General features: G+C 57.0%; 13 protein-coding genes. All 13 read left to right on the top strand.

Annotation, left to right across the window (positions count from 1 at the left end):
* Positions 1-279: 279 nt before the first annotated feature.
* Entirely contained in the window at positions 280-2,178 is a 1,899-nt protein-coding gene (gene mnmG, locus KSS91_RS00670; RefSeq protein ID WP_217836758.1) for a tRNA uridine-5-carboxymethylaminomethyl(34) synthesis enzyme MnmG, read from the top strand.
* Positions 2,175-2,819: a 16S rRNA (guanine(527)-N(7))-methyltransferase RsmG gene (gene rsmG, locus KSS91_RS00665; protein WP_007969895.1), complete on the top strand. Its 645-nt coding sequence runs from the start codon at positions 2,175-2,177 to the stop codon at positions 2,817-2,819. Before mnmG ends, rsmG begins: the two co-directional genes overlap by 4 nt.
* 18 nt (positions 2,820-2,837) lie before the next feature.
* On the top strand, positions 2,838-3,635 hold the full coding sequence (locus KSS91_RS00660) for a ParA family protein (RefSeq protein WP_007969897.1): 798 nt from the start codon (positions 2,838-2,840) through the stop codon (positions 3,633-3,635).
* A gap of 9 nt (positions 3,636-3,644) precedes the next feature.
* The gene (locus KSS91_RS00655; RefSeq protein ID WP_095964409.1) at positions 3,645-4,517 is read left to right on the top strand and encodes a ParB/RepB/Spo0J family partition protein; all 873 of its coding nucleotides are present in this window, start codon (positions 3,645-3,647) and stop codon (positions 4,515-4,517) included.
* Positions 4,518-4,665: 148 nt separating this feature from the next.
* On the top strand, positions 4,666-5,073 hold the full coding sequence (locus tag KSS91_RS00650; RefSeq protein WP_007969901.1) for a F0F1 ATP synthase subunit I: 408 nt from the start codon (positions 4,666-4,668) through the stop codon (positions 5,071-5,073).
* A gap of 16 nt (positions 5,074-5,089) precedes the next feature.
* A complete protein-coding gene (gene atpB, locus KSS91_RS00645) occupies positions 5,090-5,959 on the top strand; it encodes a F0F1 ATP synthase subunit A (protein ID WP_015097443.1) in 870 nt (289 codons plus the stop codon).
* A gap of 134 nt (positions 5,960-6,093) precedes the next feature.
* Positions 6,094-6,351 carry a F0F1 ATP synthase subunit C gene (gene atpE / locus KSS91_RS00640; protein ID WP_003097235.1) on the top strand — a complete coding sequence of 86 codons (258 nt, stop codon included), beginning with the start codon at positions 6,094-6,096 and terminating at the stop codon, positions 6,349-6,351.
* A 58-nt stretch (positions 6,352-6,409) separates the two neighbouring features.
* The gene (locus tag KSS91_RS00635) at positions 6,410-6,880 is read left to right on the top strand and encodes a F0F1 ATP synthase subunit B (protein ID WP_047535495.1); all 471 of its coding nucleotides are present in this window, start codon (positions 6,410-6,412) and stop codon (positions 6,878-6,880) included.
* Positions 6,881-6,892: 12 nt separating this feature from the next.
* The gene (locus KSS91_RS00630) at positions 6,893-7,429 is read left to right on the top strand and encodes a F0F1 ATP synthase subunit delta (protein ID WP_007969904.1); all 537 of its coding nucleotides are present in this window, start codon (positions 6,893-6,895) and stop codon (positions 7,427-7,429) included.
* Between the two features lie 21 nt (positions 7,430-7,450).
* Entirely contained in the window at positions 7,451-8,995 is a 1,545-nt protein-coding gene (atpA, locus tag KSS91_RS00625) for a F0F1 ATP synthase subunit alpha (RefSeq protein WP_007969905.1), read from the top strand.
* Positions 8,996-9,045: 50 nt separating this feature from the next.
* On the top strand, positions 9,046-9,906 hold the full coding sequence (gene atpG, locus KSS91_RS00620) for a F0F1 ATP synthase subunit gamma (RefSeq protein ID WP_007934344.1): 861 nt from the start codon (positions 9,046-9,048) through the stop codon (positions 9,904-9,906).
* 27 nt (positions 9,907-9,933) lie between these two features.
* Positions 9,934-11,310, top strand: a complete 1,377-nt coding sequence (atpD, locus tag KSS91_RS00615) for a F0F1 ATP synthase subunit beta (protein ID WP_007969907.1) — start codon at positions 9,934-9,936, stop codon at positions 11,308-11,310.
* A gap of 45 nt (positions 11,311-11,355) precedes the next feature.
* A complete protein-coding gene (locus tag KSS91_RS00610; protein WP_007969909.1) occupies positions 11,356-11,781 on the top strand; it encodes a F0F1 ATP synthase subunit epsilon in 426 nt (141 codons plus the stop codon).
* Positions 11,782-11,847: the final 66 nt, after the last annotated feature.

Genomic DNA, 11,847 nt, shown 5'->3' with positions numbered 1-11,847 from the left:
CACATGAACACAGGGTTTTGAATCGCTGTACATATTGAAAATAAAGGCCTGTAGAGATCTATCCACAGAAAGGCAGGTGCATAGAAATAAACATAAAAACAAAGATTTAATAAATTTCTCTCTTTTTAATTTCTATAACTCCGACTTTTCCACAGCTGGTTAAATTTTGTGCAAAGGGTTCTTTAGGAAGGGCGAAGTCCCTATACTTGTCGACTAGGTCCGAAAACCTGAGCTCAAACTATTCCTGAATTACCTACTTAAGCAGGCACGAGGTGCGTGGTGGATTTCCCTTCCCGTTTTGAAGTGATCGTCATCGGCGGCGGTCATGCCGGTACCGAGGCAGCACTGGCCTCAGCACGTATGGGGGTGAAAACCCTGTTGCTGACGCATAACGTGGAAACCCTCGGTGCCATGAGTTGCAACCCGGCCATTGGCGGGATCGGCAAAAGCCATCTGGTCAAGGAAATCGACGCCCTCGGCGGCGCGATGGCCATGGCTACCGATAAAGGCGGTATCCAGTTTCGTGTGTTGAACAGCCGCAAAGGCCCGGCCGTGCGTGCAACCCGTGCACAGGCCGACCGGATTCTGTACAAGGCCGCTGTCCGCGAAATCCTGGAAAACCAGCCGAACCTGTGGATATTTCAACAGGCCGCTGATGACCTGATCGTCGAGCAGGAACAAGTGCGCGGCGTAGTGACCCAGATGGGCCTGCGTTTCCTCGCCGACTCGGTGGTTTTGACCACTGGCACCTTCCTCGGTGGACTTATCCACATTGGATTGCAGAATTTCTCCGGCGGCCGTGCCGGTGATCCACCGTCGATTGCTTTGGCTCACCGTCTACGTGAATTGCCTTTGCGGGTCGGTCGCCTGAAGACAGGTACGCCGCCGCGTATCGACGCCCGTTCCGTGGATTTCTCGGTGATGACCGAGCAGGCCGGCGATACGCCGATCCCGGTGATGTCGTTCATGGGTTCCAAAGAGCAGCATCCACGGCAGATCAGTTGCTGGATTACCCACACCAACGCCCGTACCCACGAAATCATCGCGGCCAACCTCGACCGTTCGCCGATGTATTCCGATGCAGGCGAGATCGAAGGCATCGGTCCGCGTTACTGCCCGTCGATCGAAGACAAGATTCATCGCTTTGCCGACAAGGAAAGCCACCAGGTCTTCATCGAACCGGAAGGTTTGACCACGAACGAGCTGTACCCGAACGGGATATCCACATCCTTGCCGTTCGATGTGCAATTGCAGATCGTGCAATCGATCCGCGGTATGGAAAACGCACACATCATGCGCCCGGGCTACGCCATTGAGTACGACTACTTCGATCCGCGCGACCTGAAGTACAGCCTGGAAACCAAAGTGATCGGCGGCCTGTTCTTCGCCGGGCAAATCAACGGCACGACCGGTTACGAAGAAGCCGGCGCCCAGGGTTTGCTCGCCGGAACCAACGCGGCACTGCGCGCGCAGGGCAAAGATGCCTGGTGCCCGCGTCGCGACGAGGCCTATATCGGCGTGTTGGTCGACGACCTGATTACCCTCGGCACCCAAGAGCCGTACCGGATGTTCACCTCCCGCGCCGAATACCGTTTGATCCTGCGCGAAGACAACGCCGACCTGCGCTTGACCGAAAAAGGTCGCGAACTGGGCCTGGTGGATGACGCGCGTTGGGCGGCTTTCTGCAAAAAACGCGAAAGCATCGAATTGGAGGAGCAGCGCCTGAAAAGCACCTGGGTTCGCCCGGGCACCGAACAGGGCGATGCGATTGCCGAAAAATTCGGCACGCCGCTGACCCACGAATACAACCTGCTGAATCTCTTGAGCCGTCCGGAAATCGACTACGCTGGTCTGATCGCCGTGACCGGAGGCGGTGCAGAAGATCCACAGGTCGCCGAACAGGTCGAAATCAAGACCAAGTACGCCGGTTACATCGATCGTCAACAGGATGAAATCGCCCGCCTGCGCGCCAGCGAAGACACCAAATTGCCTGTGGATATCGATTACACGAATATTTCCGGTCTCTCCAAAGAGATCCAGAGCAAGCTCGGTGCGACCCGCCCTGAAACCTTGGGCCAGGCTTCGCGTATCCCGGGCGTAACGCCGGCAGCCATTTCGCTGTTGATGATTCATTTGAAAAAACGCGGCGCGGGCCGTCAGTTGGAGCAAAGCGCTTGAGTTCGTTGGTCACTTCGCAACATGCAGAAGAGTTATCCACAGGTGCCCGCCAGCTTGGCGTCACGCTGACAGAAACCCAGCATGCGCAACTGCTGGGTTATCTGGCCCTGTTGATCAAATGGAACAAGGCTTACAACCTCACCGCCGTGCGTGATCCGGACGAAATGGTCTCCCGTCACCTGCTCGACAGTCTGAGCGTGATGTCATTCATCGAAAACGGACGCTGGCTCGACGTTGGCAGTGGCGGCGGCATGCCTGGCATTCCGCTGGCTATCCTGTTTCCCGAGTCCCAGGTGACGTGCCTGGACAGCAACGGCAAGAAAACCCGCTTCCTGACCCAGGTCAAACTCGAACTCAAACTGGATAACCTGCAAGTTATCCACAGTCGCGTCGAAGCGTTCCAGCCTGCCCAGCCCTTCAACGGGATCATTTCCCGGGCGTTCAGCAGCATGGAAAACTTCAGCAACTGGACTCGCCACCTCGGCGATAGCGAAACACGCTGGCTGGCAATGAAGGGCGTTCATCCGGCCGATGAGCTGGTAGCATTGCCGGCAGACTTCCACCTCGATAGCGAACACGCCCTGGCCGTACCTGGTTGCCAAGGCCAACGCCATCTGCTGATACTGCGCCGCACGGCATGATTGGGAACACAAGCAAGAATGGCTAAGGTATTCGCGATAGCGAACCAAAAAGGTGGCGTGGGCAAAACCACCACCTGCATCAACCTCGCAGCATCCCTGGTCGCGACCAAGCGCCGGGTGCTGTTGATCGATCTCGATCCACAGGGCAACGCCACCATGGGTAGCGGTGTGGATAAACATGGCCTGGAAAACTCGGTCTACGACCTGTTGATCGGTGAGTGCGACCTGGCCCAGGCCATGCACTTCTCCGAACACGGTGGTTACCAGTTGTTGCCGGCCAACCGCGACCTGACCGCGGCCGAAGTGGTGCTGCTGGAAATGCAGATGAAGGAAAGCCGTCTGCGCAGTGCGCTGGCGCCTATCCGGGAAAACTACGATTACATTCTGATCGACTGCCCGCCGTCGCTGTCGATGCTGACCTTGAACGCACTGGTTGCCGCCGATGGGGTCATTATCCCCATGCAGTGCGAGTACTTCGCACTCGAAGGCTTGAGCGACCTTGTGGATAACATCAAGCGTATCGCTGAACTGCTCAATCCGAACCTCAAGGTCGAAGGCCTGCTGCGGACGATGTACGACCCGCGCCTGAGCCTGATGAACGATGTCTCGGCGCAGCTCAAGGAACACTTCGGCGAACAGCTCTACGACACCGTCATTCCGCGCAACATCCGTCTGGCCGAAGCGCCAAGCTACGGCATGCCGGCGCTGGCGTACGACAAAGCGTCGCGAGGTGCCGTTGCCTATCTGGCATTGGCGGGCGAAATGGTTCGTCGTCAACGCAAAAACTCACGCATCGCCGCCGCTCAGGCAACTTAAGGAATCCCCATGGCCGTCAAGAAACGAGGTCTCGGACGTGGACTGGATGCTCTGTTGAGTGGTCCGACTGTCAGCTCGCTGGAAGAACAAGCGGCGCAAGCCGATCAGCGTGAGCTGCAACACCTTCCCCTGGATCTGCTCCAGCGCGGCAAATACCAGCCGCGTCGTGACATGGACCCGCAGGCGCTGGAAGAACTGGCGCAGTCGATCAGGGCCCAGGGTGTCATGCAGCCCATCGTGGTTCGCCCGATCGGCAGCGGTCGTTTTGAAATCATTGCGGGCGAACGTCGCTGGCGTGCCAGCCAGCAGGCGGGGCAGGAAACCATCCCGGCGATGGTTCGCGATGTACCCGATGAAACCGCGATCGCCATCGCCCTGATCGAGAACATCCAGCGCGAAGACCTGAACCCGATTGAAGAGGCGGTGGCCCTGCAGCGTTTGCAGCAGGAGTTCCAGCTGACCCAGCAACAGGTGGCCGAGGCTGTGGGCAAGTCCCGGGTGACCGTGGCCAACCTGTTGCGCCTGATTTCCTTGCCGGAAGTCATCAAGACCATGCTGTCCCACGGCGACCTGGAAATGGGTCATGCCCGTGCTTTGCTCGGTTTACCGGAAAATCAACAGGTTGAAGGGGCGCGACATGTTGTCGCACGCGGGCTGACCGTGCGCCAGACTGAGGCACTGGTTCGCCAGTGGTTGAGTGGCAAACCGGAGCCTGTGGAACCCCAAAAAACGGACCCGGATATCGCTCGCCTCGAACAGCGCCTGGCCGAGCGCCTAGGCTCTGCGGTGCAGATCCGCCACGGCAAGAAGGGTAAAGGGCAGTTGGTGATTGGCTACAACTCCCTGGATGAGCTTCAAGGCGTACTTGCTCATATACGCTGAAACATTTCCTCATGTAGCGCGCAGTCGGAAATCACTACCTGACAGTTGAATAGGGGCAGAACCGCCCCTATACTCTGCGCGCATTTTGTCGGCACAAATTATGCCAAGTTATTGAATTCTGGCAGCCGACCATTGGAGAGTAAAAGTGATGGAAACCCGCACGCCAAACCGCTTGCCCTTCCATCGCCTGGCAGTTTTTCCGGTGTTAATGGCTCAATTTGTCGTTTTGCTCATTGCTGCTTTGGCGCTCTGGCAATGGCGGGGAGTCGTTGCCGGGTACTCGGGACTTTGCGGAGGCCTGATAGCCTTGCTGCCCAATGTTTATTTCGCTCACAGGGCATTTCGGTTTTCCGGCGCCCGAGCAGCCCAGTCCATCGTCCGGTCTTTTTATGCCGGCGAGGCAGGCAAACTGATTTTGACGGCAGTGCTGTTTGCACTGGTGTTTGCAGGTGTGAAGCCATTGGCGCCGATTGCAGTATTCGGTGTCTTCGTGCTGACTCAGTCAGTCAGCTGGTTCGCTCCCCTGCTGATGAGAACAAGACTTTCGAGACCTTAGGGCGTTTGAGGCAACCATGGCAGAAACAACCGCTTCGGGCTATATCCAGCACCACTTGCAGAACCTGACCTTCGGTCAGCACCCTACCGGCGGCTGGGGCTTTGCCCACACCGCAGCAGAAGCCAAGGAAATGGGCTTCTGGGCTTTCCACGTCGATACACTTGGCTGGTCGGTCGCATTGGGTCTGATCTTCGTTCTTCTTTTCCGCATGGCGGCAAAGAAAGCGACCTCGGGTCAGCCTGGTGCTTTGCAGAACTTCGTTGAAGTACTGGTCGAATTCGTCGATGGCAGCGTGAAAGACAGCTTCCATGGCCGTAGCCCGGTGATTGCACCGCTGGCACTGACCATCTTCGTCTGGGTGTTCCTGATGAACGCCGTCGACCTGGTACCGGTCGACTGGATTCCTCAACTGGCCATCCTGATCTCCGGCGATGCGCATATCCCGTTCCGTGCCGTGTCGACTACCGACCCGAACGCGACCCTGGGCATGGCGTTCTCGGTTTTCGCACTGATCATCTTCTACAGCATCAAGGTCAAGGGCCTCGGCGGTTTCATCGGCGAGCTGACCCTGCACCCGTTCGGCAGCAAGAACATCTTCGTTCAGGCCCTGCTGATCCCGGTGAACTTCCTGCTGGAATTCGTGACCCTGATCGCCAAGCCGATCTCTCTGGCTCTGCGTCTGTTCGGCAACATGTATGCCGGCGAACTGGTCTTCATCCTGATTGCTGTTATGTTCGGCAGCGGTCTGCTCTGGCTCAGCGGCCTGGGCGTCGTTCTGCAGTGGGCGTGGGCTGTGTTCCACATCCTGATCATCACCCTGCAGGCGTTCATCTTCATGATGTTGACCATCGTCTACCTGTCGATGGCGCACGAAGAAAACCATTAAGACCAGTCTCGACTAGTCTGATGTCCTTCCCGGTCAAACGGGAAGGGGCTCTTCACGGGGCCTCTGAAACGATTTGTTTTACCGCTTTAAATTAAAAAAACCTAAACCATACGACGTAAAAGTCGGGAGGAAAGATGGAAACTGTAGTTGGTCTAACCGCTATCGCTGTTGCACTGTTGATCGGCCTGGGCGCACTGGGTACCGCAATTGGTTTCGGCCTGCTGGGCGGCAAGTTCCTGGAAGGCGCAGCGCGTCAGCCAGAAATGGTTCCAATGCTGCAAGTTAAAATGTTCATCGTTGCCGGTCTGCTCGACGCCGTAACCATGATCGGTGTTGGTATCGCTCTGTTCTTCACCTTTGCGAACCCGTTCGTTGGTCAGATCGCTGGCTAATTACTCGGATCTTCTGGGTAATTTGGTGTGATGGACAACGTAACTGCGAGGTGTTGGCGTGAACATTAATGCGACCCTGATTGGCCAGTCCGTTGCGTTCCTGATTTTTGTACTGTTCTGCATGAAGTTCGTATGGCCTCCGGTCATCACGGCTCTGCACGAACGTCAAAAGAAGATCGCTGATGGTCTGGACGCTGCCAGCCGAGCAGCTCGCGACCTGGAGTTGGCCCAAGAAAAAGCGGGTCAGCAACTGCGCGAAGCGAAAGCTCAGGCAGCTGAAATCATCGAGCAAGCCAAGAAACGCGGTACCCAGATTGTCGACGAAGCCCGTGAACAGGCTCGCGTCGAAGCTGACCGTGTGAAGGCTCAGGCTCAGGCCGAGATCGAACAGGAACTGAACAGCGTCAAAGACGCGCTGCGCGCCCAAGTGGGTAGCCTGGCCGTTGGCGGTGCTGCGAAGATCCTGGGTGCCACAATCGATCAAAACGCGCACGCAGAGCTGGTTAACCAACTGGCTGCTGAAATCTAAGCGAGGGCGATCATGGCAGAACTGACCACGTTGGCCCGACCTTACGCTAAGGCGGCCTTCGAGCACGCTCAGGCCCACCAGCAACTGGCCAATTGGTCAGCCATGCTCGGCCTGGCAGCAGCGGTGTCGCAAGACGACACCATGCAGCGCGTGCTCAAGGCCCCGCGACTGACGAGCGCAGAAAAGGCCGCCACGTTCATTGACGTGTGCGGCGACAAGTTTGATGTAAAGGCACAGAACTTCATTCACGTCGTTGCCGAAAACGACCGTCTCCCGCTGTTGCCGGAGATCGCCGCTCTGTTCGACCTGTACAAGGCCGAGCAAGAGAAATCGGTAGACGTTGAAGTGACCAGTGCCTTCGCATTGAACCAAGAACAGCAAGACAAACTCGCCAAGGTTCTCAGTGCACGACTCAACCGGGAAGTGCGCCTGCAAGTCGAGGAAGATTCATCCCTTATTGGGGGTGTTGTCATCCGCGCCGGCGACCTGGTTATCGATGGCTCGATTCGCGGCAAAATCGCGAAACTTGCCGAAGCATTGAAATCTTGAGTTTGAAGGGGCAGCAGAGCAATGCAGCAACTCAATCCTTCCGAAATAAGTGAAATTATCAAGGGCCGCATCGACAAGCTCGATGTGACCTCCCAAGCCCGTAACGAAGGCACTGTCGTCAGCGTATCTGACGGCATCGTGCGGATTCACGGTCTGGCCGACGTAATGTACGGCGAGATGATCGAGTTTCCGGGCGGCGTCTTCGGCATGGCCCTCAACCTTGAGCAAGACTCTGTAGGTGCCGTTGTATTGGGCGCATACCAGACTCTGGCTGAAGGCATGAGCGCCAAGTGCACTGGCCGCATCCTGGAAGTTCCGGTTGGTAAGGAACTGCTGGGTCGCGTAGTCGACGCACTGGGTAACCCAGTTGACGGCAAAGGTCCGCTGAACAACACCGAGACCGACGCGGTCGAGAAAGTTGCTCCAGGCGTGATCTGGCGTAAGTCGGTAGACCAGCCTGTACAGACTGGCTACAAGGCTGTCGATGCCATGATCCCTGTCGGCCGTGGCCAGCGTGAGCTGATCATCGGTGACCGTCAGATCGGTAAAACCGCTCTGGCGATCGACGCGATCATCAACCAGAAAGACAGCGGCATTTTCTGCGTCTACGTAGCGATCGGTCAGAAACAATCGACCATCGCCAACGTTGTTCGCAAGCTGGAAGAAAACGGTGCACTGGCTAACACCATCATCGTTGCTGCGAGCGCTTCGGAATCTGCAGCACTGCAGTTCCTGGCTCCGTACTCCGGTTGCACCATGGGCGAATACTTCCGCGACCGCGGTGAAGACGCGCTGATCGTTTATGACGATCTGTCCAAGCAAGCAGTGGCTTACCGCCAGATTTCCCTGCTGCTGCGCCGTCCACCAGGCCGTGAAGCTTACCCAGGCGACGTGTTCTATCTCCACTCCCGTCTGCTGGAGCGCGCATCCCGCGTTTCGGAAGAGTACGTAGAGAAGTTCACCAACGGCGCAGTGACCGGCAAAACCGGTTCCCTGACCGCACTGCCGATCATCGAAACCCAGGCTGGCGACGTTTCCGCGTTCGTTCCGACCAACGTGATTTCCATCACCGACGGTCAGATCTTCCTGGAATCGGCCATGTTCAACTCGGGCATCCGCCCTGCAGTGAACGCCGGTGTTTCGGTATCCCGTGTGGGTGGTGCCGCTCAGACCAAGATCATCAAGAAGCTGTCCGGTGGTATCCGTACCGCTCTGGCTCAGTACCGTGAACTGGCGGCATTCGCCCAGTTCGCTTCTGACCTGGACGAAGCGACCCGTAAGCAACTTGAGCATGGTCAGCGCGTTACCGAGCTGATGAAGCAGAAGCAATACGCGCCAATGTCGATCGCCGACATGTCGCTGTCGCTGTATGCCGCTGAGCGTGGGTTCCTGACCGACGTTGAAATCGCCAAGATCGGCAGCTTCGAACAAGCGCTGATTGCTTACTTCAACCGCGATCACGCCGACTTGATGGCGAAGATCAACGTGAAGGGTGACTTCAATGACGAAATCGATGGCGGCCTGAAAGCCGGTATCGAGAAGTTCAAGGCCACCCAAACCTGGTAAGCCGCAGCGGGAGCCTAGCGGCTCCCGCTTGCTAACCTGATAGGTGTTACATGGCAGGCGCAAAAGAGATTCGCAGTAAGATTGCGAGCATCAAAAGCACGCAAAAGATTACCAGCGCCATGGAAAAAGTGGCGGTCAGCAAAATGCGCAAGGCACAAATGCGCATGGCTGCTAGCCGTCCTTATGCGGAGCGCATCCGCCAGGTTATTGGCCATCTGGCCAACGCTAACCCGGAATATCGCCACCCGTTCATGATCGACCGTGAAGTAAAGCGTGTCGGTTATGTCGTAGTGAGCAGTGACCGTGGTCTGTGTGGTGGCTTGAACACCAACCTGTTCAAGGCTTTGGTCAAGGACATGGCGGTAAACCGCGAAAACGGCGTCGAGATCGATCTGTGTGTAGTTGGTAGCAAGGGTGCGGCTTTCTTCCGCAACTTCGGCGGTAACGTCGTTGCAGCTATCAGCCACCTGGGTGAAGAGCCGTCGATCAATGATCTGATCGGCAGCGTCAAGGTGATGCTGGATGCCTACCTGGACGGCCGTATTGACCGCCTGTCCGTGGTGTCCAACAAGTTCATCAACACCATGACGCAACAGCCTACCGTGGAGCAGTTGATTCCACTGGTGGCAACCCCGGATCAAGAACTCAAGCACCACTGGGACTATCTCTACGAACCGGATGCCAAGGAGCTGCTCGACGGCTTGATGGTCCGTTACGTGGAGTCGCAGGTCTACCAGGCGGTGGTCGAGAACAACGCGGCTGAACAAGCTGCGCGGATGATCGCGATGAAGAACGCTACCGACAACGCCGGTGATTTGATCAGCGATTTGCAGCTGGTCTACAACAAGGCGCGTCAGGCTGCGATCACCCAAGAGATCTCGGAAATCGTCGGCGGCGCTGCCGCGGTTTAACGGTTCAAATATTCAGAGGATCCAGCTATGAGTAGCGGACGTATCGTTCAAATCATCGGCGCCGTTATCGACGTGGAATTCCCACGCGACAGCGTACCGAGCATCTACGACGCCTTGAAAGTTCAAGGCGCCGAAACCACTCTGGAAGTTCAGCAGCAGCTGGGCGACGGCGTGGTTCGTACCATTGCGATGGGCTCCACCGAAGGCTTGAAGCGCGGTCTGGACGTCAACAACACTGGCGCAGCCATCTCCGTACCGGTCGGTAAAGCGACCCTGGGCCGGATCATGGACGTACTGGGCAACCCGATCGACGAAGCTGGCCCGATCGGCGAAGAAGAGCGTTGGGGCATTCACCGTCCTGCGCCAACCTTCGCTGAACAAGCCGGTGGCAACGAGCTGCTGGAAACGGGCATCAAGGTTATCGACCTGGTTTGCCCGTTCGCCAAGGGTGGTAAAGTCGGTCTGTTCGGTGGTGCCGGTGTAGGCAAGACCGTAAACATGATGGAACTGATCCGTAACATCGCCATCGAGCACAGCGGTTATTCCGTGTTCGCCGGTGTGGGTGAGCGTACTCGTGAGGGTAACGACTTCTACCACGAGATGAAGGACTCCAACGTTCTGGACAAAGTGGCACTGGTTTACGGTCAGATGAACGAGCCGCCGGGAAACCGTCTGCGCGTAGCACTGACCGGCCTGACCATGGCCGAGAAGTTCCGTGACGAAGGTAACGACGTTCTGCTGTTCGTCGACAACATCTATCGTTACACCCTGGCCGGTACTGAAGTATCCGCACTGCTGGGCCGTATGCCTTCGGCAGTAGGTTACCAGCCGACCCTGGCTGAAGAGATGGGCGTGCTGCAAGAGCGCATCACTTCGACCAAGCAAGGTTCGATTACTTCGATCCAGGCGGTATACGTACCAGCGGACGACTTGACCGACCCGTCGCCAGCGACCACCTTCGCCCACTTGGACGCCACCGTCGTTCTGTCCCGTGACATCGCTTCCCTGGGTATCTACCCGGCGGTAGACCCACTGGACTCGACTTCGCGTCAGCTGGACCCGAACGTGATCGGCAACGACCACTACGAAACCGCTCGCGGTGTTCAGTACGTGCTGCAGCGTTACAAAGAACTGAAGGACATCATTGCGATCCTGGGTATGGACGAGCTGTCGGAAGCCGACAAGCAGTTGGTAAACCGTGCTCGTAAGATCCAGCGCTTCTTGTCGCAGCCGTTCTTCGTGGCTGAAGTCTTCACCGGTGCATCGGGTAAATACGTTTCCCTGAAAGACACCATTGCTGGCTTCAAAGGCATCCTCAACGGTGACTACGACCACCTGCCAGAACAAGCGTTCTACATGGTTGGCGGCATCGAAGAAGCGATCGAGAAAGCCAAGAAACTGTAATCCCGGCGCCCGGCAACGGGCGCTAATTTAGGTTGAGGCAATCAGATGGCTATGACAGTCCATTGCGATATCGTCAGCGCGGAAGGGGAAATCTTTTCCGGTCTGGTCGAGATGGTGATTGCGCACGGTGCACTGGGTGATCTTGGTATCGCCCTGGGTCACGCGCCGCTGATCACTAATCTGAAGCCAGGTCCGATCCGCCTGGTCAAGCAGGGCGGGGAAGAGGAGGTGTATTACATCTCCGGTGGTTTCCTCGAGGTTCAGCCGAACATGGTCAAGGTACTTGCCGACACCGTGCAACGTGCTGCCGATCTGGATGAAGCCTCCGCTCAGGAAGCCGTTAAGGCTGCCGAGAAGGCCTTGCATGAACGTGGCGCTGAATTCGATTACGGTTCTGCTGCCGCACGTCTGGCCGAGGCTGCAGCCCAGCTGCGCACCGTCCAGCAGATCCGCAAGAAGTTCGGCCACTAAGGTTGCGCTTGTTGTGCGATTGATTAAAAAGGGTAGCCTCGGCTACCCTTTTTTCTTTTCCGTTTT

Source organism: Pseudomonas azerbaijanorientalis, from assembly GCF_019139795.1.
In the GTDB taxonomy this organism is placed as follows: Bacteria; Pseudomonadota; Gammaproteobacteria; order Pseudomonadales; family Pseudomonadaceae; genus Aquipseudomonas; species Aquipseudomonas laurylsulfatiphila.
Note: the sequence above shows the minus strand (reverse complement) of the source record. Positions and strands in the feature narration are given on the sequence as shown.